Source organism: Sorangium sp. So ce176 (genome assembly GCF_051519835.1).
GTDB classification, from domain to species: domain Bacteria; phylum Myxococcota_A; class Polyangia; order Polyangiales; family Polyangiaceae; genus Sorangium; species Sorangium cellulosum_G.
Genome location: NZ_CP150371.1, coordinates 6,700,259 through 6,725,898 on the forward strand (window position 1 = coordinate 6,700,259; position 25,640 = coordinate 6,725,898).

At 72.4% G+C, this 25,640-nt stretch carries 15 protein-coding genes; 10 read left to right on the plus strand and 5 right to left on the minus strand.

Features of this window, described 5'->3' with window-relative positions; all coding sequences use genetic code 11:
* Positions 1-42: 42 nt before the first annotated feature.
* Complete coding sequence (locus WMF42_RS25090) at positions 43-1,617, minus strand: sigma-54-dependent Fis family transcriptional regulator (protein ID WP_081426422.1); 1,575 nt, start codon at positions 1,615-1,617, stop codon at positions 43-45.
* Positions 1,618-1,797: 180 nt separating this feature from the next.
* Entirely contained in the window at positions 1,798-2,613 is an 816-nt protein-coding gene (locus WMF42_RS25095; RefSeq protein WP_437685211.1) for a TetR/AcrR family transcriptional regulator, read from the minus strand.
* Positions 2,614-2,981: 368 nt separating this feature from the next.
* On the opposite strand from WMF42_RS25095, the gene WMF42_RS25100 reads away from it, so the two are divergent.
* From WMF42_RS25100 to WMF42_RS25135, 8 genes are all read left to right on the plus strand, one after another.
* Complete coding sequence (locus tag WMF42_RS25100; protein WP_437685213.1) at positions 2,982-3,830, plus strand: urea amidolyase associated protein UAAP1; 849 nt, start codon at positions 2,982-2,984, stop codon at positions 3,828-3,830.
* A complete protein-coding gene (locus WMF42_RS25105) occupies positions 3,827-4,498 on the plus strand; it encodes an urea amidolyase associated protein UAAP2 (protein ID WP_437685215.1) in 672 nt (223 codons plus the stop codon). Before WMF42_RS25100 ends, WMF42_RS25105 begins: the two co-directional genes overlap by 4 nt.
* The gene (gene uca / locus WMF42_RS25110) at positions 4,495-8,187 is read left to right on the plus strand and encodes an urea carboxylase (protein WP_437685216.1); all 3,693 of its coding nucleotides are present in this window, start codon (positions 4,495-4,497) and stop codon (positions 8,185-8,187) included. The genes WMF42_RS25105 and uca overlap by 4 nt, the downstream gene beginning before the upstream one ends.
* A complete protein-coding gene (locus tag WMF42_RS25115; RefSeq protein ID WP_437685218.1) occupies positions 8,180-9,802 on the plus strand; it encodes an amino acid permease in 1,623 nt (540 codons plus the stop codon). The genes uca and WMF42_RS25115 overlap by 8 nt, the downstream gene beginning before the upstream one ends.
* 272 nt (positions 9,803-10,074) lie before the next feature.
* Positions 10,075-10,725, plus strand: coding sequence for a response regulator (locus tag WMF42_RS25120; RefSeq protein WP_437685220.1), 651 nt, complete (start codon positions 10,075-10,077; stop codon positions 10,723-10,725).
* Between the two features lie 236 nt (positions 10,726-10,961).
* Entirely contained in the window at positions 10,962-12,164 is a 1,203-nt protein-coding gene (locus WMF42_RS25125) for a cytochrome P450 family protein (RefSeq protein ID WP_061610462.1), read from the plus strand.
* 38 nt (positions 12,165-12,202) lie between these two features.
* A complete protein-coding gene (locus WMF42_RS25130; protein WP_437685222.1) occupies positions 12,203-16,156 on the plus strand; it encodes a protein kinase domain-containing protein in 3,954 nt (1,317 codons plus the stop codon).
* Positions 16,157-16,344: 188 nt separating this feature from the next.
* Positions 16,345-16,719, plus strand: coding sequence for a YciI family protein (locus WMF42_RS25135; protein ID WP_061605382.1), 375 nt, complete (start codon positions 16,345-16,347; stop codon positions 16,717-16,719).
* A 30-nt stretch (positions 16,720-16,749) separates the two neighbouring features.
* Here WMF42_RS25135 and WMF42_RS25140 read toward each other — a convergent pair whose 3' ends face one another.
* The 3 genes from WMF42_RS25140 to WMF42_RS25150 all read right to left on the minus strand — a co-directional run bounded on the left by WMF42_RS25140 (position 16,750) and on the right by WMF42_RS25150 (position 22,154).
* On the minus strand, positions 16,750-17,253 hold the full coding sequence (locus tag WMF42_RS25140) for a DUF1801 domain-containing protein (protein WP_437685225.1): 504 nt from the start codon (positions 17,251-17,253) through the stop codon (positions 16,750-16,752).
* 30 nt (positions 17,254-17,283) lie between these two features.
* The gene (locus WMF42_RS25145; RefSeq protein WP_437685227.1) at positions 17,284-21,141 is read right to left on the minus strand and encodes a protein kinase domain-containing protein; all 3,858 of its coding nucleotides are present in this window, start codon (positions 21,139-21,141) and stop codon (positions 17,284-17,286) included.
* Between the two features lie 176 nt (positions 21,142-21,317).
* On the minus strand, positions 21,318-22,154 hold the full coding sequence (locus WMF42_RS25150; protein ID WP_437685228.1) for a hypothetical protein: 837 nt from the start codon (positions 22,152-22,154) through the stop codon (positions 21,318-21,320).
* Between the two features lie 1,294 nt (positions 22,155-23,448).
* Here WMF42_RS25150 and WMF42_RS25155 point away from each other — a divergent pair.
* Positions 23,449-23,667: a hypothetical protein gene (locus tag WMF42_RS25155; RefSeq protein WP_437685230.1), complete on the plus strand. Its 219-nt coding sequence runs from the start codon at positions 23,449-23,451 to the stop codon at positions 23,665-23,667.
* Positions 23,668-24,472: 805 nt separating this feature from the next.
* Positions 24,473-25,258 carry a hypothetical protein gene (locus WMF42_RS25160; protein WP_155798068.1) on the plus strand — a complete coding sequence of 262 codons (786 nt, stop codon included), beginning with the start codon at positions 24,473-24,475 and terminating at the stop codon, positions 25,256-25,258.
* The last annotated feature ends 382 nt before the right edge of the window (positions 25,259-25,640 follow it).

Genomic DNA, 25,640 nt, shown 5'->3' on the forward strand with positions numbered 1-25,640 from the left:
CGCCCCTCCGCCGTGCAATGCCCGGTCGCCGCCGTCCCCCGTTCAGCGACGCCGGGTGACCTCCGGCGTCGACGGTCGCCTCCGCTCGCCGTCCGGGGGCGAGGACCGCCGCCGCTCGAGCCCGAAGGCGTGGATGAGGTTGTATGCATGCGAGCGGGCGAGATCCAGCCGCTCCGCGGCCTCGGTGACGTTCCACGTGGTCTCCTCGAGCGTCTTGCGCAGGAGCTGCGCCTGGAATCTGCGGGTCGCTTCCTGGAAGGTGAGCCGCGTGTCGCTCGCGTCGTCCTGGCCGGGGAAGAGATGCCGTATCTCCACCTGGAGCACCTTGTCGGCTGCAGCGAGGATGACGGCCGCCTCGACGGCGTGCGCGAGCTGCCGCACGTTGCCCGGCCACTCCGCTGCCTCGGCCGCGCGCACCGTGCCGGCCGAGAGCCGGAGCGCCGGTAGCCGGTGGACCTCGCACGCGCTCGCGCAGAAACGTTCGGTGAGCGGCGCGATGTCCTCCGGGCGCTCGGCGAGCGCGGGGATACGGATGCTCATGACCTGAATGCGGTAGAAGAGATCCTCGCGAAACTCCCGTCGTGCCACCGCGCCCTCGAGATCCGCGTTCGTCGCGGCGATGATCCTGACGTCGGCGCGGAGGGGCTTCGAGCTGCCGAGGGGGTAGTACTCTCTTGACTGGAGGAGCTGAAGCAGCTTTGCCTGCGCCGAGAACTCGAGCTCGCCGATCTCGTCGAGAAAGAGCGTCCCCCCCTCGGCCGCAGCGACCTTGCCGAGGACTCGCTTTGCGGCCGTCGAGTGCGCGCCCGGCAGCGCCCCGAAGAGCTCGCTCTCCAGCAACGTTGAAGGCATCGCCGCGCAGTTGAGCTCGACGAAGGGCCCGCCCCGTCGAGGGCCATTCTGGTGAATGATGCGGGCGACTTCGGTCTTTCCGGTCCCGGAGGCGCCCGTCAGGAGGACATTGATGTCATGCGGCGCGACCGCCTCGACCCGCTGGAGCACCTTGGCGAGCGCCGCGCTGCGTCCGACCAGCCCCTCCACGCGGAGCGCCTTCCGGAACGGGAGCGTCGGATCCGTCTCGTCCTGTTGCCGCCTGCGGAGCAAGAGCCGATCGGCGAACGCGGCGATATGCGACGCGAACAGCTCGACGTGGAGCCGGTCGTCCTCGGAAAACGGGCCCGAGGGGGTGCGGTCCTGGAGGTACACGACCCCGAGCGGCGGGGCAGCGCCGATCGGCGCGCAGACCACGGCCTCGGTCCGATTTCGCTGGACACTGCCGCGTTTGAAGAAGCGAGGATCCCGGAGCGCGGACTCCGTGACGATCGTTCGTCCGGTGGCGATCGCCTCGGCGATGATACCGAGAGAGAACGCCTCCCGGATCCTCGCGACATCCTCGTCGTAACAGCCCTGCGCGATCCAGAAGCGCGGCGGTCCCTCCGCGTCGCGATCGTCGCGCAGCTCGATGTACCCCCGCTGCGCGCCGGCGAGATCGACGATCAACGCCAGCGCGTCTTCCAGGAACGGCTCAATCTCTGTCCTCCGCCCGAGCTCCAGGAGGCCACGGTAGAAGTCGCGCTCCCTTTGCAGCCTGTCCCCGTCGCTTTGCTCGCACGGCATCCGAGATCATCGTAAACCTTGCCGTGCCTGTAGTGAAGCACCCCCGCTTCAGGGCTGCGCCGCCGCGCCGCCGTGGAGGCGCATGCGCGCGTCAGGTCGCCTCGGGGGCCTATCACACAGGAGCGCACCGCGTGACGAGCATGCTCACCGGAGGGCGGGCAGCTCGGCCGGTCGTTCCCGTCATTCCTCCCCGTCCGCCTCCCTCCGCAGCGCCGCGAGCCTCGACGGCCGCGCCAGCAGCCCGCCGACCGTCTGGTCCGCGACGAGCTCCGCGATCTGCTCCGGCCGGTACCCGAGCGCCGCGCGATCGCTGGCGGCGAGCGGGTGGACGCGCCCCGCCCCCTCGGGCCGATACCAGTTCTGCACGCTCTCGTCCTGGGCCAGCACCGTCAGCGCGCACAGGTAGGCGTCCACCTCGCGGAACGTCCCCTCCCCCACCCCGCGGCCGACAATCGAGGCCACCGCCTCGGTCAGCGCGCGCCGCTCGGCCCAGTACGTCGCGAACGCCGCCGGATCCCGCTCGCTGAAGCGGTGCACCTCCGTGATCTCCAGCGGGAAGCCGCACACAGTCTGCACGTCGAAGCGCACGAACCGCCAGAGCTGCACGTCCGCCGACTCGCCGCCCGCCGCGAGACGCTGCGCATACGAGAGCGGCAGCCGGTTCACCTGCTGCAATATCTCCGCGACGATCAGCTCCTTGCGCCGGAACCAGTAGTACAGCGACGACTGGCGCAGCCCGGCGGTCTCGGCGATCTCGAGCATCGACACATCGACGACCCCGCGCTCCGCGAACAGCCGGCCCGCCACCTCCAGGATCTGCTCGCGCGGCGCCAGCGCGCTCCGCTGCGGCTTCTTGCGCGGCCGACCCATGCGGCGCGGCCCGCCCCCGGCGCTCTGCCCCTCTCCGGCGCTCTGCCCCTCTCCGGCGCTCTGCCCCTCTCCGGCGCTCTGCCCCTCTTCGGCGCTCTGCCGTCCATCGATCTTCCGAGGGGGCATCTCTGTCTTCATCATCCTTCCAGGCTGGCAATCACGTCGTCGCGCTGAGCCATCGGGCCGCGCTCGCGACCTCACGCTATCCGCGCCAGCGCAGCGCTCGGACGGGAATAGTACAAACCGTCAGGATGCCAAGGACGCCAGCGGAGACTGAAAGCAAGAAATTTCTTGCCCTGGCGTACTTGGCATTTCTGGTGTCTCGGCGGCTGTCTTGATCAGCGCGCCGCCCCCGACGCGGCCCATCACCGCGCCCGCGCGGCCGGGAAAAAACGCGCGCACCTTGCATTTTACCCCCGGGAAACAGACCGGAAACCCGGCCCCCGGATAGTCCACTCAGCAGTTTCGATTCTCTATCGAAAGTGAGGCGGGCGATGTCTGAAACGGCCACAACGTACGCCGCGCGCGAGCACGCGCGCGCCCAGGAAGGCAGCGTCGTCGAGACGCAGCCGACGGTACCCAGCACCTCGATCGGCGACCCGCCCCCGGGCGTGGAAGCGCGCGACGTCCTCTGGGACGAGACCCTCGGCGCCGGCGGCTACGCCGCGCGCACCCTCCCGGCCGGCAGCCGGCTCCGGCTCGTCGATATCGAGGGCGACACATGCGTCGCCCTCCTGCTCCACCGGGCCGACCGCCCCATCGAGCGGCTCTGTCTCGCCGACACAGTGAAGCTCCAGTGGCAGGCCTATCCAGGCCCGGGATACCTGCTCCTCTCGGACATGGGGCGCGTCCTCGCCTCCCTCGTCGAGGACACAGCCGGCCGACACGACACCTTCTGCGGCACCTCGCTCCCCGGCGAGATCGCCGCCCGGTACGGCAGCGACGCCCACGGCGGCGCCCTCCGCTCCGGCCGCGAGCGGCTCCTCCTCGCCCTCGCCAAGCACGGCCTCGCCGAGCGGGACCTGCCCACGCCGATCAACCTCTTCAAGGGCGTCCGCGTCGAGGCCGACGGCGCCATCACCTTCCTGCCCGACGCGCCCCGGCCCGGCGCCCACGTGCTCCTCCGCGCCGAGCAGGACGTCCTCGTCAGCGTCGCCGTCGTGCCCCACCGGCTCGACCCGCGCCCCGACTACCGCGCCGGAAAGGTCCGCCTCACCGCCTGGCGCGGCCGCCCCGCCTCCGCCGACGACCCCGTACGCAACGCCACGCCCGAGGCGCGCCGCGCCTTCGAGAACACCGCCGAGGAGCTCGCCCTCGGCCTCCGCAACGGAGGTGCCCGATGATCCCCGCCGCCAGCTACAGGCCCGTCGCCGCCCTGCGCGACCCCGCCCTCGCCGGCCTGCCCGGCTCCCTCGTCTCCGACGAGGTCGTCCCGGCGCGCGCGCCGTGGGCCAGGGTCGTCCGCGCCGGCGAGGTCCTGCGCTTCATCGACATCGAGGGCAACCAGGCCGTCGACTTCCTCGCCTACGTGCTCGCCGACACGGCCGAGCGCTACAGCGCCGCCGACACGATCGTCGCCCAGCGCAACATCTTCCTCACCACCGGCGCGCAGCTCCGCTCGAACCGCGGCCGCGTGATGATGACGATCACCGGCGACACATGCGGCCGCCACGACACGTCGGGCGGCGCCTGCTCGTGCGAGTCGAACACCGTCCGCTACGGCCACCACACAAAGCACCAGCACGCCTGCGTCGAGAACTTCCTCATGGCCGCGGCGCCGTACGGCCTCGGCAAGCGCGACCTCGTCGGCAACATCAACTGGTTCATGAACGTGCCCGTCGAGGCCGACGGCACCCTCGGCATCGTCGACGGCCTGTCCGCGCCCGGGAAGCACGTCGACCTCAGGGCCGAGCTCGATCTGCTGCTGCTCGTCTCGAACTGCCCGCAGATCAACAACCCCTGCAACGCCTTCAACCCGACGCCGATCCGCGCCGTGGTGGTGCGGCCATGAGCGCGGCCGCCGCCCCGCCGTTCCGGCGCGTCCTCGTCGCCAACCGCGGCGAGATCGCGTGCCGGATCCTCCGCACCCTCCGGCGCCTCGGCGTGGAGTCGGTCGCCGTGTTCTCCGACGCCGACCGCGCCGCGCTCCACGTGCGCCTCGCCGACAACGCCGTCCGCCTCGGCGGACAGACGCCCGCCGAGAGCTACCTGCGCCTCGCCGCCGTCGTCGACGCCGCCCGCAGCGCCGGCGCCGACGCCGTGCACCCGGGCTACGGATTCCTGAGCGAATCCGAGGATTTCGCGCGCGCGGTGGAGGACGCGGGGCTCGTCTTCATCGGGCCGACGCCGGCCCAGATGGAGGCCTTCGGGAGCAAGCACCGGGCGCGGCAGCTCGCCGTCGAGGCGGGCGTGCCGCTCCTGCCGGGCACCGGCGTGCTGCGCGACGCGGACCACGCCGCCGCCGAGGCCGCGGCCATCGGCTACCCCGTGCTGCTCAAGGCGAGCGCGGGCGGCGGCGGCATCGGCATGGCCCGCTGCGACGGGCCGGCGGAGCTCCCGGCGGCGTTCGAGCGCGTCCAGCGCCTCGCCCGCGCGAACTTCGGATCGGGCGAGGTCTTCCTCGAGCGCTTCCTCGCCGCGCCCCGGCACGTCGAGGTCCAGATCGCCGGCGACGGCCGCGGGAACGTCCTCGTCCTCGGCGACCGCGACTGCTCGGTGCAGCGCCGCAACCAGAAGGTCATCGAGGAGGCGCCCGCGCCCGACCTGCCCCCGCGGCTGCGCGCCGCGCTCGCGGAGTCGGCCCGCGCGCTCGCGGCGAAGGTCGCCTACCGCAACGTGGGCACTGTCGAGTTCCTCGTCGATCCCGCGCGCGCGGAGCACTACTTCCTCGAGGTCAACACGCGCCTCCAGGTCGAGCACGGCGTGACCGAGCTCTGCACAGGCGTCGACCTCGTGGCGTGGATGCTGCGCATCGCCGCGGGGGACACGGCGTTCTTCGCGGACGGCGACCCGGCGCTGCGCGGCCACGCGATCGAGGCCCGGCTCTACGCCGAGGACCCGGCGCGCGGGTTCCTGCCGAGCGCGGGGCTGCTCACCGAGGTGCGGTATCCCGAGGGCGGGCGCGGGCGCGTGCGCGTCGACGGATGGGTCGAGACAGGCACCGAGGTGTCCGCGCTCTACGACCCGCTGCTGGCCAAGCTCCTCGTGCACGGCGCGGACAGGGCCGCGGCCGTCGCGGCGCTGCGCGAGGCCGTCGGGGAGACGCGGCTCGGCGGGATCGAGACGAACAGGGAGTGGGTCGCCGTCGCGCTCGACCACCCGGACTTCCGCGAGGTCCGGCACCACACGGGGACGTTCGCGGCGCTGCCGTTCCGGCCGCCGACGGTCGAGGTGACAGCGGCGCCGGGCGCTGTGACCGTGCAGGAATGGCCCGGGCGGCTCGGGCTGTGGTCGGTGGGCGTGCCGCCGAGCGGGCCCATGGACGACCTGTCGTTCCGCCTCGGCAACCGCGTCGTGGGCAACCCGGCGGGCGCGGCGGGGCTCGAGTGCGAGGTGCACGGGCCCACGCTGGTGTTCCACCGGCGCGCGCTGGTGTGCGTCGCGGGCGCCGCGATGCGCGTCTTGGTCGACGGGGTCGAGATCGCGCCGTGGACGCCGGTCGAGGTCGCGCCGGGCTCCACCGTGGCCTGCGGGCCGGTGCGGGGGCCGGGCGCGCGCGCGTACCTGCTGCTGCGCGGCGGCATCGACGTGCCGGCGCACCTCGGCAGCCGCGCCACGTTCACCCTCGGCGGCTTCGGCGGCCACGCCGGGAGGCCGCTGCGCCCCGGTGACGTGCTGCGGCTCGGCGAGGACGTCGACGCCGCGATCGACCCGGGCGCGCTGCCGCCCGAGGCGCGGCCGGAGATCGGCAGGTCGTGGGAGCTCGCGGTGCTCGACGGGCCGCACGGGGCGCCGGACTTCCTCACGCGCGAGGGGATCGAGGAGCTCTACGACGCCGCGTGGGAGGTCCACTACCACTCCGCGCGCACCGGCGTGCGGCTCGTGGGGCCCGCGCCGCGGTGGGCGCGCACCGACGGCGGCGAGGCGGGGCTGCACCCGTCGAACCTGCACGACAACGCGTACGGCATCGGCGCTGTCGACCTCACCGGCGACATGCCCGTCATCCTCGGCCCCGACGGCCCGAGCCTGGGCGGGTTCGTCTGCCCGCTGACTGTCGCCGCGGCCGAGCGCTGGAAGCTCGGCCAGCTCAGCGCCGGGGACAAGGTGCGGTTCCGGTCGATCGCGGCCGCCGAGGCCGACGCGCTGGCGCGGCGGAGCGACGCGCTCGTGGCGCGTGGCGGGCCCGCGGCCAGGGCGAACGGGACGAGCGGCGCCTCGGCCCACCACGCGCCGCCCGCGGCGGCGGGCGCCCCGCGGCGGCCGCGCGGCGAGCCGGTGCTCGGGCGCGTGCCGGCGCGCGATGACCGGCCCGCTGTCGTCTTCCGGCAGAGCGGCGACCGCTACGTGCTCGTCGAGTTCGGCCCCCCGGTGCTCGACATCGACCTGCGCGTGCGCGCGCACCTGCTCATGACGCGGCTCGAGGAGCTGCGCGTGCCCGGCGTCGTCGACCTGACCCCGGGGATCCGCTCGCTCCAGGTGCACGTCGACGGGGCGAAGCTCACCGTGCCGCGGGCGCTCGACCTGCTCCGCGAGGTCGAGGCCGACCTGCCCGCCCCGACGGAGGTCCGCATCCCGAGCCGCGTCGTCCACATGCCGCTGAGCTGGGACGACCCGGCCACGCGCGAGGCGATCGCGCGCTACGAGCGCACGGTCCGCGACGACGCGCCCTGGTGCCCGAGCAACCTCGAGTTCATCCGCCGGGTGAACGGGCTGCCCGACATCGCGGCCGTGCAGGAGATCTTCCTCGCGGCGAGCTACCTCGTGCTCGGCCTGGGGGACGTGTACCTCGGCGCGCCTGTCGCGACCCCGCTCGATCCGCGGCACCGGATGGTCACGACCAAGTACAACCCGGCGCGCACGTGGACGCCCGAGAACGCCGTCGGCATCGGCGGGGCGTACCTGTGCATCTACGGCATGGAAGGGCCGGGCGGGTACCAGTTCCTCGGCCGCACCGTGCCCGTCTGGAGCCGCCACCGGCCGTTCCGGCAGACGACGCGCGAGGCGCCGTGGCTGCTGCGGTTCTTCGACCAGCTCCGCTTCCACCTCGTGTCGCCCGAGGAGCTGCTCGAGCTGCGGGCCGACATGGTGGCCGGGCGCGGCGAGGTGCGCATCGAGGAGACGACGTTCGACCTGGGCGCGCACCACCGCTTCCTCGACGACAACGCGGAGGGCATCCGCGCGGCCCAGGCGCGGCAGCGGGCGGCGTTCGACGCCGAGCGCGGGCGCTGGGAGGCGGACGGCGAGTTCGACCGCGTGCGCCGCGCGGGCGCGCGCCTCGAGGGCGCCTCGCCCGCCGCCGAGGACGCGATGCCGGCCGGGATGCTGCCGGTGGCGGCGCCGCTCACCGCGTGCGTGTGGAAGGTCGACGTGGAGCCCGGGCAGCGCGTCGCGGCGGGCCAGCGCGTGGCCGTGCTCGAGGCGATGAAGATGGAGTTCGCCGTGGTGGCGGACGTGGCCGGCGCTGTCGACTGGATCGGCTGCCGCCCGGGCCAGATGGTCAGCGCGGGCCAGGCGCTCGTGGGGGTGTCGGCCGATGCGTGACGCGATCTCGACAGCGGCCCCGCGACGGGGCTGCGACGCGGGGCTCGCGGGCCTCGCGGGCGTCGCGGCGGAGGGCAGCAGCGACGCCGAGGACCTCGCCCGGCTGGGCTACCGCCAGGAGCTGCGGCGGGACCTGGGCAGCCTGTCGGCCTTCGCGGCGGGCTTCTCGTACGTGTCGATCCTGACGACCGTCTTCCAGCTCTTCGTGATCGGGTACGCCTTCGGGGGCACCCGGTTCTTCTGGACGTGGCCGGTGGTCTTCTTCGGCCAGCTCGCTGTCGCGCTCAACCTCGCCGAGGTGGGCTCGCACTACCCCGTGGCCGGCTCGGTGTACCAGTGGGGGCGCCGCGTCTCGGCCGGCTACCCCGGATGGCTCGCGGGGTGGCTGAAGCTCCTCGGCGACGTCGTGAGCGTCGCGGCGGCGGCCATCGCGCTCCAGGCGATCTTGCCGAGCGTCTGGAGCGGGTTCCAGTTCCTTGGAGGCGACCCGTCGCTCACGTCGCGCGACGGCGCCGCGAACGCGGTGCTGCTCGGCGCGGGGCTCATCGTGCTGACGACGGCGATCAACATGGCCGGCGTGAAGGCCATGGCCTGCGTCAACGACATCGGCGTGATGGCGGAGCTCGGCGGCGTCGTCCTGCTGGTCGCGGCGCTGTTCCTGCACGCGGTGCGCGGTCCGGGCGTGGTGCTCGAGCCCGTCTACGGGCCGCCGTCGTCGCTGGGCACGGGGGCGGCCGGGCTGCTCGCGGCAGCGCTCATGCCGGCGTACGTGCTGTACGGCTTCGACTCGGCCGGGGCGCTGGCCGAGGAGACCCAGAACCCGCGGCGGATCATCCCGCGGGCGATCCTGAAGGCGATCGTGGCGTCCGGGGTCGGCGGCGCGCTGCTCATCGTGGCGGCGCTCATGGCGGCGCCGAGCCTCACGGACGGCCGCCTCGCCACGGAGGGCCTGGCCTACGTGGTCCTCAGCGCGCTCGGCCCGACGCTGGGCAAGGTGTTCCTTGTCGACGTGGCGCTGGCCGTGTGCGTCTGCACGCTGGCGATCCAGACAGGCGCCTCGCGCCTGGCCTTCTCGATGGCGCGGGACGGCGCGCTCCCGTGCGCGCCCGCCCTGTCGCGCGTGTCGGCGCGCACGAAGACGCCCGTCGCCCCGGCCATCGTGGTGGGCGCGCTCGCGTGCGGCATGCTCGTCGTGAACTACGGCGAGGCGCAGCTCTTCGTGCTGATCACCGAGACGGCCGTGCTCCTCGTGAACCTGTCGTACCTGCTCGTGACGGCGGGCATGCTCGCCCGCCGGCTGCGCGGGTGGCCCGGCCGCTCCGGGTCCGCGGCCGGGGTGTTCTCGCTCGGGCGGGCCGGGCTCGCGCTGAACGTGGCGGCCGTGGCGTGGGGGGTGGCGCTCATCGCCAACATCGCGTGGCCGCGGCACGACGGCGGCGGGCCCGCGTGGCTGGAGTATTTCCCGCTGATCGGGGTCGCCGGCGCGACGGTCGCCGGGCTCGGGCTGTTCGTCGCAATGCAGAGGCCGCGCGAGGGGGCGATGGCGCCGGGCGGAGAGCAGGGCGTCCTCGCGGAAGGGGAGACGCGACCGGCACAGATTGACCTCCTGACGTAATGCGAGGTCCACGGGCGGGGCGCGGGCCCGGGCCCAGGGCTCCGCCTGGCGCGGGCCCCGCACTTCACGGACACCCGGCGGGTCTTTCCGTACGTCGCTCGCGATCGCTCGGGCCCCCCCTTCAAGATCAAGAAGGGATCCCCTGAGAGTGAGCGGTGAGGCCGTGCTAGGGTGGCGCCCGTGTTGATGGAGGCTGGAGAGACACGCGCATCCCACACTCCGCACCAGGGGCTCGCGTGTCTGCGAGCGGCCGGCCCGGATGGAGATAGCGCATGACCAAGCTCCGCATCTTCCTGGTCGACGATCACCCGATCGTGCGCGACGGACTGAAGGCGTTGATCGAGGCACAACCCGACATGACCGTCGTCGGCGAGGCGGCGGACGGGCTCTCGGCGGTCGAGGCCGTCACGCAGGTCGAGCCAGACATCGTGTTGATGGACATCTCCATGCCGAAGCTCGGCGGGGCGGAGGCGACAGCGCGCATCAAGAAGGCGCGCCCGGCGGTCCAGGTGGTGGCCCTGACGGGCTACGAGGACAAGACCAACGTGCAGCCGGTCCTGCAGGCCGGGGCCTCGGGGTACGTGATCAAGCTGGCGAGGGCCGCGGACCTGGTCCGGGCCATCCACGCCGTGGCCGAGGGGGGCGTGTACCTCGACCCGTCCATGGCGGCGCACGTCCTGTCGAGCGTCGCCGGCCGGGCGATCGGGGACGCCGGCGCGGGCGCCGACCTGAGCGAGCGAGAGAGCGAGGTGATCCGGATGGTCGCCGAGGGGCACGCCATCAAGGAGATCGCCGCCCGGCTCGACCTGAGCGCGCGCACGGTCGAGACCTACAAGGTCCGTGCGATGGAGAAGCTCGGGCTGAAGAGCCGCGCGGACACCGTCCGCTACGCGCTGCAGCAGGGCTGGCTCAGGAGCGGATAGCGCCCGCGCGGCGCGGCCGGCGGGGGAGACGGCGGCCCGCTCGGCGTATGTCCGCGCTCGCGCCGGTGAGCCATGATCTTACCACAGCCCGGGTGCGCAGCGCGGCAGCTTCATGGCCTGTCACGAGCCCGTCGCCAGAAGCAACGAGCCCGACAGACCCAGGGAATAAAGAGGGGCGCCGGCGACATCTCCTGTGTTCCTGCAGACCGCCGAGAACGCCAGGAAGGAAACGGACCATGCCCACGATCGAACCGGTGAACCTCGCGAGCCCAGAGTTCAAGTCGAACGCGTACTCCATCTATGCCCGCCTCCGGGCGGAGGAGCCCGTGCACCGCACGACGCTGCCGGACGGGCGGGTCCTCTGGCTCGTCACCCGCTACGAGGACTGCGTGGCCGCGCTGAAGGACGAGCGCCTCGTGAAGGACTGGAGAGCCATCGGGGTGGACCTGTTCGGCGCGGACGGCGAGCGCATGCTGCTCGAGCGGCACATGCTCAACATGGATCCGCCGGACCACACGCGGCTCCGGGCGATCGTGAACAAGGCGTTCACGCCGCGGCTGGTCGAGGGGCTGCGGGGCCGTATCCAGGCCATCGCCGACGGCCTCCTGGACGACGTGCAGGAGCGAGGGGAGATGGACATCGTCGCCGACTACGCGTTCCCGCTGCCCATCATCGTCATCGCCGAGATGCTGGGCGTCCCCGTCGAGGACAGGCACCGGATCCGGGCGTGGTCGGACGCGGTCATCGGCGGGGTGCCGACCCGGGAGAAGGTCGAGCGCGTGGGGGGGATGATCAAGGAGTTCAAGGACTACCTCCTCGCCATGGTGGAAGAGCGGCGCAGGGCCCCGAGGGAGGATCTGCTGAGCGCGCTCGTTCATGTGGAGGAGGAGGGGGCCGGCAAGCTCAGCGAGAAGGAGCTGCTCTCGATGGTGTTCCTGCTGCTCATCGCGGGGCACGAGACGACGGTGAACCTCATCGCGAACGGCATCCTGGCGCTGCTCACGCACCCGGCCGAGCGAGAGAAGCTGCGGGCGGACCCGTCGCTGATGAGGTCGGCGATCGAGGAGCTGCTGCGCTACGATAGCCCCGTCGAGACGGCGACGTTCCGGTTCGCGCGGGAGGACGTGGAGCTCGGGGGCGCGGTGATCCCGAAGGGGGACGTGGTCGTCGTCGTGCTCGGGTCGGCGAACCGCGACCCGGAGCTCACGCCGTCGCCGGAGGGGCTCGACCTCGCGCGCGAGCCGAACCGGCATATCGCGTTCGGCCTGGGTGTCCATTATTGCCTGGGCGCGCCGCTCGCCCGGCTCGAGGGGCAGATCGCCATCGGGACGATACTCCGCCGGATGCCGGACCTGGCGCTCAAGGTGGCGCCGGAGGCGATCCAGATACGGCCGAGCCTCATCGTGCGCGGGCCTGCCGCGCTGCCTGTGTCGTTCTGATGTAGTGTGCCGGACGGCGGCAGCGTTACCATCTCGGCGTGCACGGCGCGGGTCCGCAGAAGCTCGTCGGCGGCCGGTTCGAGCTCGAGCGCATCGCTGGCAGCGGGGGCATGGGCGACGTCTACCGAGCGCGCGATCGGCAAGACGGAGCGCTTGTCGCGCTCAAGCTCCTGAGGAGCTCGGACGCGCAGCTCGTCGCGCGCTTCCAGCGGGAGGCGCGGCTCCTGGCCGAGCTGCGGCACCCGGCGATCGCGCGCCACGTCGCCCACGGCGTCTCGGAGCAGGGACAGCACTACCTCGCCATGGAGTGGCTCGAGGGTGAGGACCTCGCCGCGAGGCTCGCCCGCGGGCCGCTCGACGTCGACGAGGGGCTCGCCCTCGTCCACCGCGTGGCCGAGGCGCTGGCGCTGGTCCATGCGCGCGGCGTGATCCACCGCGATCTGAAGCCGGCAAACCTGTTCCTGCAGGGCGGCCGGCTCGACCTGGTGAAGATCCTCGACTTCGGGATCGCGCGCGACACGGCGGCGACCGGCGGCCTCACCGAGCCCGGCGAGGCCCTCGGCACGCCGGCCTACATGGCTCCCGAGCAGGTCCGCGGCGAGCTGCACATCGACGCGCGCGCGGACGTGTACGCGCTCGGCTGCATCCTCTTCGAGTGCCTCACCGGCCAGCCCCCCTTCTGGGCCGAGCACGCGTTCGCGGTGCTCGTGAAGGTGCTCTTCGAGGACGCGCCCCGGCCGAGCGCGCTGCGCGCCGAGGTGCCAGAGGCGATTGACGTGCTCACCGCGTGGCTCATGGCCAAGGAGCGCGGAGACAGGCCGGAGGACGCGGCCATGGCCGCCAGCGCGCTCGCGGCGCGCTCGCCGAAGCGCACGACCGTGCCTCCACCCGCGCTGACGCGCCGCGAGCGAGGGCTCGTCAGCGTCGTCCTGGCGAGGGTGGAGGCCCCGCCTCCAGCCGCCACGGGCCCTGGGGCGTGCGCCGAGGCCGCCACGCTCCAGGCGCGCGGGAAAGCCGCGATGCCGACCGTGCCTACGCCGTTGCTGCCGGACCTACGCCGCGCGGCGGCAGAGCACGGCGGCCGCCTCGATCCGCTGCAGGACGGCGGGGTCGCCGCGATCCTCATCGACGCAGCGCCGCCGACCGATCTCGCCGCGCGCGCCGTGCGCTGCGGTCTCGCGCTGCGGAAGCTGTTGCCCGGGACCCGCCTGGCCGTCGCCACCGGCTGGGATTCGCTGGGAGGTGGGCAGCCTGTGGGCCCTGTCATCGACCGCGCGTCAGCGCTGCTCGTCGACGTCGACGCCGGGCTGTCAGGCGGCGTCGACGGCGCGCCGGAAGCGCAGGCCTCGGTGCTCGTGGATGCGGTCACGGCCACCCTTCTCGGGCCGGGCTTCGAGACCGTGCGGGGGCCTCGGGCGCACGCGGTCCTCGGTGAGCGTGACCCGTTCGATGAGGCGCGCACCCTGCTCGGCAAGCCCACCCCGTTCGTGGGGCGCGACCGGGAGCTACGTGCCCTGGAGGACCTGTTCGACGAATGCGCCGGCGAGCCCTGCGCGCGGGCGGGGCTCGTCATGGGGGCGGCGGGGATGGGCAAGTCGCGCCTGCGCCTGGAGCTCGTGCGGCGCCTCAGGGCACGCGCCGAGCCGGTCACGATCTGGGTCGCGCAGGCGGATCCGGCACGCGTAGGGGCCCCCCTCGACTTGCTCGGACAGGTGGTGCGCCGCGCAGCGCACCTCGTCGACGGCGAGCCCCTCGAGCGCCGCCGCGAGCAGCTCGCCGCACGCGTGGCCCGGCATGTGGAGCCGGCCCTCCGGGAGCGGGTGACCGAGTTCCTGGGCGAAATGGTCGGCACACCATTCCCGGATGAGGCGCGCGTACAGCTCCGCGCGGCGCGGCGCGATCCGCTGCTCATGGGCGACCAGGTCCGCCGGGCATGGGTGGACTTCATCGACGCCGAGTGCCGAGCAGGCCCGGTGCTGGTCGTGCTGGAGGACCTGCACTGGGGGGACGTCCCGACCGTGCAATGCATCGACGCGGCGCTGCGCCAGCTCCTGGAGCGGCCGCTGATGGTGCTCGCCCTGGCGCGGCCCGAGGTCCGGGCGACCTTCCCCGCCCTCTGGGCCGATCGGGGCGCGATGGAGATCGGGCTGCCCGAGCTGCCTCGCCGCGCCTGCGAGCGCATGGTGAGGGCAGCGCTGGGCGATCACCCCGACGACAATCACGTGACGGAGATCGTCCAGCGCGCCGCGGGCAATCCGTTCTTCGTCGAGGAGCTCGTGCGCGCAACCGTGGAGGGCCGAGACGCGCGCGAAGCGCCGGAGACGGTCCTGGCCATGGTGCAGGCGCGGTTCAAGGATCTCGACGCCGAGGAGCGGCGGCTGCTGCGCGCTGGAAGCGTGCTTGGAGAGGTGTTCTGGCAGGGCGCGGCGGCGCGCCTGCTCGGGCTCGAACAGGAGCAAGGCGCGGCGCTCGGCGCGCGGCTCGCGGCGCTGGAGCGACGCGAATGGATCGTGCGGCGTCCCGAACCACGGTTCGCCGGCGAGGAGGAGCTCGCCTTCCGTCACGGGCTCGTGCGCGAGGCGGCCTACAGCATGCTGACCGACGTCGATCGACGGCTCGGCCACAGGCTCGCCGGCGCATGGCTGGAGGAGGCCGGCGAGCGCGACGCGCTCGTGCTGGCGGAGCACTTCGAGCATGGCGAGGCGCTCGCGGAGGCCGCCCGGCACTACGAGCGCGCGGCAGAGCAGGCGCTGGAGGCGAGCGATCTCGACGGCGCGCTCGCCCGGGTGGAGCGGGCGTTCGCCTGCGCGCCGGAAGGCGAGGCCGCGGGACGACTCCACGCCCTCGCGGCGACCGTGCACAACTGGCGGGGCACGTTCGCCGAGGCGGAGCGCGCAGCGAAGAGCGCCGTGGCCCTGGTGCCCGCGGGGAGCAGAGCTGCCCACACCGCCCTGGCGATGCTCGCCTGGGCGAGCGGGGCGCTCGGGAAGGTGGAACAGATCGAGGCGGTGGCATCGTTGCTGCCGCGCGACCGGAAGGGCGCGGCGCTCGACCGGGAGTTCCTCCTCGCATGGTACAGCACCACCGTGTCGCTACGGGATCTTGGGCGCCACGCCACGGCCGTAGCCCTCGAGCGAGTCATGGCTGGAGTGCAGCCCGAGCATCTGGAGCCCGGCCTGGCGGGGCACATCTACCTGACGAAGAGCGCAGCAGCGTGCTTTCCGCCCCGCCGACCCGAACTCGCCCTGCGCTTCTCCGAGGCTGCATGGGAGGCCTACGAGCGCGATGGCGCGCTGCGAGACGCATGCCTGACGCGCACGGCCCTCGGCGTGGCGCAGAGGCGGCTCGGTGCTTACGAAGCAGCAGAGTCGACGCTCAAGGAGGCGAAGCGCGTCGCGATCCAGCTCGACCTTTCCTATGTGACCAATACGGCCACTATCCATCTAGGGCATATCGACGTGGCGCGGGGGCAGAGCGCCGCGGCAAGGACGACGGCAGCCCGGGTCATCGAGGAGGCGCGAGCGGTCGGCGATGGCAGGCAAATGGGCCAAGCTCGAGTTCTGCTCGCGCAAGCTCTGATCGAGCTCGGGGATCTCGCACAGGCGTGCGCGCAGGCAACCACCGCGATCGATGAGACGCGGGCGTACCCCGCAACGCAGTCCATCGCGCACGCCACCCTCGCTCACGCCCTGCTCCGAGAAGGGCGCGCCCTCGAGGCGCTCGCGGCGGCGCGAGCAGCGATCGAGATCGTGACGCGCGTCGGAGGTCTCGATGAGGATGAAGCGCTCGTGCACCTCGCCTGGGCCGAGGCGCTCGACGCCTGCGGCGACGAGGCCGCGGCCAGGGCAGCGCTCGCCGCTGCCTTCAATGAGCTGCGCGCCGAGGCGGACGCCATCGAGTCACCCCCGCTGCGCCGCAGCTTCCTCGAAGGCGTGCCGGAGCATGCGCGCATCCGCGCGCTCGCGGAGGCGTGGGGCGTGGCGGGCACGTGATTCCCCGGTTCGATCTCTGAGGGCCACCGCCGCGCACATGGATCGGTTCGCGTCGCCTACCCACCCGGGGGTCGCTTGCCCGGCTGCCGCCAACCTGGGTGGGGTGGTCGGGTCGAGCTGCCAACCCGGGTCGGGTCGGACATGTTACCCTGGCTCGGGTCGCGCACTTCATGCAGGAGACACGCACCATGCGATACATGATCATGTTCAAGGCCGATGCGGACACCGAGGCTGCCGCTCCCGCGTGCATGGTGCTACCCGAGATGGGGCAGCTCATCGAAGAGCTCAAGAACGACGGCGTGCTTGTCGCGACCGAGGGGCTCAAGCCGAGCTCGTCCGGCGCGCGCCTTCGACATTCGGGGGGCAAGGTCAGCGTGATCGATGGCCCCTTTGCCGAGGCCAAGGAGCTCGTCGCCGGGTTCGTGCTGGTCGACGTGGCGTCCAGGCAGGCGGCTGTCGAGCTGGGCGAGCGCTTCCTCCGCGTGGCCGGCGACGGCACGGCCGCTGAGGTCCGCGAGGTGTTCGATGCCCCGCACGACGTCGCCCACGTCGCAGAGCGGTAGGCGCAGCCCCCGGCCCCTTCCGCGTCAGGGCTACACCAGCTGGATCCACGCGCGCAAGATGGCCTCCAGCGCCGCCTGCCGTTCACGGACATCCTTGCTGTCGCTGAACGTCACGAGACAGCGGTCCTTGGCGAGCCACTCCAGCAAGCCCGCCGGGTCCGCGATCTCGACGCCCTTCGTCGCGGTGCCCTTCACCTTGGCTCCCGTGTGGAGGATGATCCGGACGCGGTCCTTCGTGCGCAAGTTGAACGTCGCGAAGTGCTCCGTCGTGCGGAAGCTCGGCGCGTTCCATTTGATCTCCTCACGGATCTCCGGGCTCACGCCGAGGATGATCTGACGGAGGGCCTCGATCTCCTGCTTCAGCGGGTGGTCCAGCTCGCGCAGGAACGCGATGACGGCCGGGCTCGTCTGCGAGCTCCCCGGCGCGACGACCGCGACGGCTCCTCCGGCCGCCTCGCGGCGCGCCGCCCCGGCGGACGGCCCGTTCTTCGCGTTCGCGCGGGGCTTGCGCGGCTTCTCGTCGGTGTTCTTCATGAACGAGTCCTGTCTGCCTGAACGGCGCCGCTAGGCGCCTCGCTGCCGCTCGAGCCGCTCCCGCATCACGTTGGGGATCCTCCCCGCCACCTCGATCGCCCGCTCGAGCGCCGCGCGCGCCTCTTCGTGGCGGCCGCGCCGGGAGAGGGCGCGCGCCCGCGCCTCGATGAGCTCGATCTGCTCCTGCCCCACGGAGAAGCGCGCCGATCGCTCCTCGAGCTCGTCCCACGCCTCGTCGCTCGCGTCCCGCGTCGCCAGGTCGATCATCGACCACTGCACCTCTTCGGAGGGGACCATCCCCATGCCCTCGCGCCCCTCCGCGACGGCCTTCGCCTGCTGGATCTGGATCGCCTCGATGATCTCCCGCGCCCTGTGCTCGTCGCCCTTGTAGAGGAGCAGCCGCGCCAGGAGGAGCTCCACGACCGGCCGCGCCTCGTCCCCTCGGAGGTGACGCTCCAGCGCGACGGCCCGCTCCGCGTGCGGCATCGCCGTGTCCAGGTTACCCATCAGGTAAAGGTACTCGCCGAGGTTGTACTCCCCCACGAGCTCCATCGTCCCGAGACCTAGCTCACGCGACATGGAGAGCAGGCGACAGAGATCCAGGATCATCCCCTCGCTGTCCCCCAGGCATGCGCGCAGGAGTGCCCGGTTGCTGATCGCCGGTCCGAGGTGCAGGAGATCGCCACGGGCCTGGCACATCTGTATCGCCCGATCCAGCGCCGCCCCTGCCTCGTTCAGCTTGCCCAGCCCCTGGTAGATGAAGCCGAGGACGATCAGCGACACGACCAGCGTCTCGTAGCCCTCGTCGCTCAGGGCTTCGGCCTGCGCCGCGGCCGCCTCGAACTCCTGCGCGGACTCCTCCTCGTGGCTCTCCCGGTGCAGGGCGAGAGCCGCCCCCATGGTGAGGCGCGCCGCGAGCGCGGGGGGGAGCTCGCCGACAACCAGCGCCTTCGCTGCCGAGATCCGCTCCCCCAATTGCCCGTAGTCGCCCATCCAGTCGAGCACCGTGGCCTCGTCGAGCAGGATCTCGATCTGCTCGGTCACGTTGCCCTCCAGGACCGCCATCGCGCGCGCGCGCCCGAGATCGCCGAGCGCGTCGTGGTAGCGCCCCAGCCGGTAGCGCATCAGCCCCCGGCCCCGGTACGCTGCCCTGCGCCGCGCGCCGCGGTCCTCGGCCGGCTGCGCGAGCGCCCGGCTGTAGTGCAGCTCCGCCTCGACGTAGGCGTGTCGCGCCCGCGCCCGCTCGGCGAGCTCCACATAGGCCTCCTCCGCGACCTCCGCGAGGCCCGCCTCGGCGGCATGGGACGCGATCTTGAACCGCCGCTGCTCCGGGCTCTCGTGGGCCGCGTCGCGGTGGTATTCGTACGCCGCCAGGTGAATCCGCCGCCGCTCGGCGTCGTCGGCACCGCGCGCGATCGCCTCCCGCACGAGGGCATGGCGGAAGCCGAGTCGGCCCTTCCGATCGGTGGCCAGCACGCCGGCCGTCAGCAGGCGCTCGGTCCCGACGCGCGCGTCGAGCGGGAAGGCCTCGCCCTCGCCGCGCCGATCCAGGAGGCGCAGCACGCCCGCGATCTCGTCGAGCACCACCTCGGCGCCGAGCAGCGAGAGGAGCCGCGCGTGCGCCCCGAGCGCCGCCCCGAGCGCCGCGATCTCGCTCTGCGCGAGCGGGTCGATGAGCGGCAGCACGGGCAGCCGATCGAGCTCATCGGTCGCCAGGTACCACGCGTCGCCCCGCGGGTGCCGCCGCAGGATCCCCTCTCGCTTGAGCCCGTGCACGAGCTCGACGAGCAGCAGGGGCACCCCCTGCGAGCGCTCCAGCAGCCGCTCGATCGCCGACTCCGGCACGTCGCGCGCGGGCAGGAGCAGTCGCCGGCACAGCGCCCGCGCGCTCTCCGGATCGAGCGGCTCGAGCCGCACACGCTCGCGCCGCGCGGCCCGCTCGCCCCAGGACGGGTGCGCCTCCGCGAAGGCGGGGCGCCCCATCGCGCAGATCCACAGCGGCGCGGACGCGTCCGCGAGCGCCGCGTACTCAAGCGCCGCGAGCGTCGCGTCCTGGGCGAAGTGCGCGTCGTCGAGGATGACGACGACCGGCGCGGCGGCCGCGCGCCGGCGCAGGCACTCGCCCGCCGCCCGCACGCGCGCCGAGCGCAGCGCGCCGGGCGCGGCCTGGAGCGCCTTGAGGTCGGGGTAGAGCTCGCCGCCGGTCCGCTCATCCACCCAGCCGAGCGCCATCGCCAGCCCCGAGCCGAGCTCGTCGCCAAGCGCCGGACCGAGCCGCTCCGCGAGCGCCGCACGGACGCCGCTCTGCGGGGGGGCCTCGCCCACGTCGAGCGCCTCGCGCACGAGCTCGTGGAGCGTCGCGTCCGACACGCCGCTCGTCGGCTCCTGTCCGCGCAGCTCGATGAGCTGCGCGTGCGGCAGGAGCGCCCGGAGCTGCTTGCCGAGCTCGACGAACAGCCGGCTCTTGCCGTAGCCGGGCTCGCTGACGACGGACACCACCGTGGGCTGCCGGAGGCGCAGCGCCTCATCCGCGCTGCGCAGGAGCTGATCGAGGACGTCGCGGCGGCCGATGAACGCGTCGGGGCTCGTCGTCTCCCGCGCGTCCTCGTCGCGCGCCTGCTCGTCGGGCCGGCGCCCTGGCCTGCGCTGGTCTCCCGCCGCGAGGGGCGCCTCGGGGAGCGCGGCCACGGCCGCGGGCGTGAGGAACGCGCCCAGCGGGCCGGAAGCGGGCGGCCAGCGGTCGGCGCGCGAGAAGAGCGGGCTCAGGAAGCGCCTCGCCCCGCCCGGCCGGACCTGCACCGACACGGGCGACAGGTCGATCATCACCCGCGCGCACAGCCCTCCTCGCAGCAGCTCGTCGGCCGCGCGCTGCGCGTGCCGCGCGGGGCTCGCCGCGCCCTCGTGCCCGAAGACGGCCACGTAGCGCGAGCCCGAGGCGTGCGCGAGCTCGCCGCCGAGCGCGCGGATCCGGCGCTGCACGGCCATCCGGTCCGCCGCGCCCTCGAAGAACAGGAGCCCCACCGCGCGCCGCTCGGCGCCTGCCTCGGAGCGCGGCCCCTCGCGCTCGCTGGGCGCGAGCTCGTCTCCGAGCGCGCGCTCCAGGGCGGCGCGGAGCTCGGTGGCGCTCGCGAACCGCTCGCCGCGCTCCTTGGCCAGGCAGCGGTGCACCACGTCCTCGATCGCCTGGGACACGGCGACGCGCGACGACAGGCGCGGGGGCCTGCGGCTCTTGTGATCCTCCAGCACCGCCGCGCGAGGCCCCCAGAACGGCGGCCGCCCCGCGAACAGCTCGTACAGGATCACGCCCATCGCGTAGATGTCCGCCCGCGCGTCCAGGTCTGCCCGTCCCGCCGACTGCTCGGGCGCCATGTACTCCGCCGTCCCGATCCCCAGGTCGTCGTCCGGCGCATCGCCGAGGCGACCCACCACCCGGGCGATGCCGAAGTCGATGATCGTCGCCTGCCCCGCGCCATCGACGAAGAGGTTCTCGGGCTTCAGGTCGCAGTGCACGTAGCCCCGCGCGTGCACCGCCTCCAGGGCCGCGAGCGTCGCGAGCCCGAGCCGCGCGGCCTCCTCCACCCGCGGAGCAGGGCGCGACGCAAGGCGCGCGGCGAGCGTGAGCGCCGCGATGCGCTCGAGGACCGCGTACGGAGAGCCGTCGTCCAGCGTGCCCGAGGCGTGCACGGCCGGGGCGTGGGGGGCGCCCACGGCCGAGAGCGCCTCGATCTCGCGCTGGAGCTGCGCGCCTGCGCCGCGGCGGTCGGCGCGCGCGAGCTTGATGGCCACGGGCGGCCCGCCGTCCTCGGGCTCGGCCTCGAAGACGAAGCCGAAGCCGCCCTGCCCCAGCACCCTGCGGGTCCAGTAGCCGGCGAACCGCGGCAGCGACACCGGGACGACCGCGGTGATGTCCGGGGGGCTCGACTCGCCGGGCAGCCGCCGCTCAGACGGCGCGCACTCTGGGCACGATCCCTGGTTCCGCCGTCCGCAGGCCGGGCAGCGCGCGGCCTTCAAGGCCGCGCGTTCCGTCGCTTCGCCTGGCAGGGCTTCCGAACGCATTCATTACCCTACGGGGTCAAGAACGACGTGACCACCACGTCCGTGCGTACCCACGCCGAGGTGGCGGGGTTCTCGAGACAGCCGGCATAGAAGCCGGCATTGGTGTCCACTCTGTTGCACACCGCATCGCATGAGCCCACGATCGTCATGGGACCGCACTGCTGAACGGTCGTGGCCCCGGTCGCGGGGTCGACGCTGAGGTGGCCTGCCGCACAGTCGCGCTGCAGCTGGCGCGCGCGCGCCACGCCGGTCGGCGAGTAGCAGGCCCGCACGTAGGGCGCCGAAGCGAACAGGTTTCCCCAGAACGCCCCCTCCCTCACCGTATAGGCCGCGCGCTCCGAAGGCGACGAGGACATCGACGACTCCGAGTTGCGCAGGGAGATTGTCACATGAGTGCCGTACCAGTTCGTCCGCGCGGCGATGCAGGCCGTGATCTGACGCTGTACATAGGTATCGTTCGCGATGCCACCGGTCGCCCACCAGTGCGCCATCCCGAGATCGCCCCGGTACGCCTCCGTGTGGACGACCCCGGCGCTGTCGGTCCAGGAGAACGAGAACGTCTGGTCCGGGCGCAGCGCACAGCTCACGAGGTAGCGCATGAGCTCTCTCGACAGCGCGCCGTTCGGCCCCGGATTCTTGATGGACGCGAGCGCGGTCGTGCTGAGCGAGGCCGGGTTGAGCGCGTTCAGGTTCAGCCCGTTCAGGTTCAGCCCGTTCAAGTTCAGCCCGTTCGCCTGCAGCGCGTTCGGCAGGTTGCCGTTCTCGCTGATGATCGCGCTCTGGTCCTCCCCGACCAGCTCTTCCGATTCTTCGTCGATCTCTGCGCCGATGCAGGCAACGGTCATCAGAGGAACTGCGCAAAGCCCAACGATTCGTGCACAGGAAAACACCATGATGGTCCCCCTTTCGGTGCTGGGTCCCAGCCTCAAGGTCGAGTAGTGGCAAAGTTTAAGATACCATCTCGAAACGTTCTTGTATACGGCTTTATCGAACTACTGCTCGCCTGAAAAACTATCGTGGGATTGGGAGAGCGCTCGCGGGGGTGGCCTCGCTCGGCGTCTTGCGCCTGATGCCGCTGGTCCCTGGTATCGCCCCCAGCATCTTAGAAATCTGCGAAGTAAGTGAGATGAGCACCATCATGCCTTCTTACACGAAGGTGCGCCCGGATGGCTAGACACTCGGCGCGAGCATCAGGTGAAAACGGTCTCACACCCGGCGAGACGCTGGAGCGGATGGGTCCTGTGTGCGCGGCGCTCGCCTCGGCTCGCACAGCCGGGGATGAGCCGCCCAGATACCGCGGCGAGCGCCATTTCCATCGGCGCGGGTCAGCCGCACCGGGGAGCTGGACGCGCTCGACGCCGCGGCGCCGGCGTCCCCGAGAAAGCTTCAGCGCGGGCGCTCCGGTGGAGCGTATGCCCTGGACGATGCCATTCGCGGCGCATCTCTGACGTTGGGCTTCCGGCGATCCGCAGGGCGGCAACCCGCCTGCCCCGGCGAGACAATGACGAGGTCGCGGAGCAGGCGGGTGTCCAGCGCGCCCGGCGCGGCGCCGCGCGCCCCTGGGCCGCCCCGCCGAGATCGCGGTCGCGCACGGTCTGGAGCGTCGCCCCGAGCTCGTCGACGGCGAGGGCGCGGAACGCCTCGTACCCGCGCAGAAACGCGCCGGCGTACGCGCCGTGGACGTGGCCGAGGCCGAGCGGCAGGGGCCCCTCTTCGCCGCGCCGTCGAGCGCCACGTCGCGGAGCTGCCGGAGCAGGAGCTTGTCCCGGATCTCCTCGGAGAGATCGCGGCGCATGTCGAGGCGCCGCGACGCGACGAAATCAGGGTGGGTGCCGCGCCAGGAGGTGTGCTCCTCGGCGAAGGCGACGATCGCGCGGCGCAGGGCGCGCTCGCGATCGCGGTTGGCCGCGGCCGGGTTGTCCTGCTGGAGCGCGTCGTGCGCGCGCCCCCTGCCCGCGCTCCGCTGGCCTGTGGCTCTTGATCAAGAGGACGACGTCCCGCGCGCGCTTCGCCTCCGGGCGGAGCACGCGCTCGAGCATCCCCTCGCGCTGCGTGAAGGCCACGTAGGGCACCGTCTGCGCCGGGCCGCGCGGCACGGAGATCACGCCTGGACTGCAGCCGGACACGATCACGTTCTCCGTGAATGGCCGTCCGCTCGACGTCGTGATCAGCGCGAAGGAGGCGTACCAAGCGGTGATCGAGAAGACCGACTTCTTCCGCGCCGGCGTCACCGGCCCGGACGGCTTCCCCGATCCGTTCACCGGCCAGATACTGATGCACGGAAACGAGGCAGCGGTGCTCAAGGAGATAAATACAGCGGGTCAACGGCACGACGTTCGTCCCCCACGCGCACCATGACAGCGACGAGAGCCAACCTGTCGCTCGGCGTCCAGAGCCTCGTGAACCGGTTCGACGGAGAGCTCAACACCGTCGAGTTCTTGCTGCCCACGCAGGTGGCGAGCACGCTATGAGGTAACTTCACAAATTGCCGCGTGAGCCTGGCGCTCGACGTGAACCCGGCGGGGCAGGTTCGCCTCGACAACATGGGCTTTCATTGACGCCCGGCCGAGCGTCGAAGGTCCCCGGGCGACAGGGGCCTTCGACGCTCACCCTCGTCCCGTCGCCGAGCCGAGCCGAGCAGACAGGCATTGCGGCGAACGACATGGGGTGCTAGCAAACTGGCCCAGTAGCTTCTGGCACGATGCCCGCCGCGCTCCGGCGCTTGCCAGTACAAGCCGCGCTGGTGCCTGCTGGGCGGACCTCTTGAAGACGGATGGTCTGAACGATGAACCCGAGAACGAACCGTGGACACGCGACTGGGTTCTTTGGCGGCGTGTCGCTGGCAGGGCTCCTGCTCTTGAGCCCGTTCATGATGGGGCAACAGCAGCGAGCAAGGCATGCTTTGCGAATTCCATGAGTTCGACGGCGGGCTGGAGGCCCGTTGCGACGGCGGGGAGCTCGACTGCACGGCGCATCTGCAAGCGCAGTGAGCCGCCGCGGCATCCACAGCACCGTCCGGCGCTTCGACATCTCTGCTTCTTCTGCTTCAAACGACAAGCAGCTCCACTCACATCGATTCCACCGCTGCCGGGGCGCCCGCGAACCCGACGCGGGCTGCGAGGCAGGGTCGCCTCGGCGGCGCCAGACGGCGAGGTTACGTTCCATGATGGCAATCACGATGTTCCAGCGCAGCACCTTGCAGATGGCCTGCGGCGCCGCCGCCTTGCTCGGCGGCGTGCTGCTCGGCTGCGGCGGCGATGAGGTTGACAAGAAGGATCCCATCTACATCGGTGGGACCGGCCCGATCGCGCTCGACGACTTCTTCAACGCGGAGGGCGAGACCTACTGCCGCCTCTCCTATGAGTGCTGCTCTCCCGTTGCCCTCGACAACCCTTTCCTGGCGACCACGGAGGAGACCTGCGCGGAGTTCAGGTCCGTCCTGCAGAACACGACCGCGCTGCCGGTCCTGCGCGCGTCCATCGCGGCAGGGCGCCTCGTCTATCACCCCGACAGGATGCGCGCCTGCATCGATCGGCTGAACGGCGCCCGGTGCGCCGCGACCGATGCCGACTGGCGCTGCCTCATCGACGCGTTCGAGGGGCAGGTGCCGCTCGGAGGAGAGTGCACCATCGAGCACGACTGCGAGAACTGGCACTGCGTCAAGCCGGACTCCGACGCCGACGTCGGCACCTGCGCGCCGTGGGCGCCCGACGGCGCGACGTGCGAGACGTTTGTCGAGTGCGACAGCGGCCGGTGCGACATCTTCGGGAGCGACACGTGCGGGCCGCGGCTCCCGGAGGGGAGCGAGTGCGTCCTGGGTCCCGACTGCGAGACATTGAACTGCGTGGACGAGACGGGGCTGTGCGGGCCATCGCTCGACGACAACGGATGTGTTGCCGACGGGCGGATGCTCGACAACAAGACGCCGGCGGGCAACTGGTACCGCTGAGCGCCCGCCGGCGGCTCGCCGGGTTCAGGGCAGAGGCTCCACCCCCACGGTGACCGGCGCACGGGAATCCCGCCAGGGACACGCAAACCGTCGCCAGGGACACGCAAACCGTCGCCAGGGACACGCAAACCGTCGCCAGGGACACGCAAACCGTCGCCAGGGACACGCAAACCGTCGCCAGGGACACGCAAACCGTCGCCAGGGACAAGGGAACAGGCCCGCGGGCGACTGGCGGTTCGGCGCCAGGGACACGGAAATCACCATCAGGGACGCGAGGTAAGGCGCCAGGGACACCGAGCCCGCCGCCAGGGACAAGACGCAAGGCGCCAGGGACAAGACGCAAGGCGCCAGGGACGTCCCGGAGCGCCTTCGCCTGTCCCTG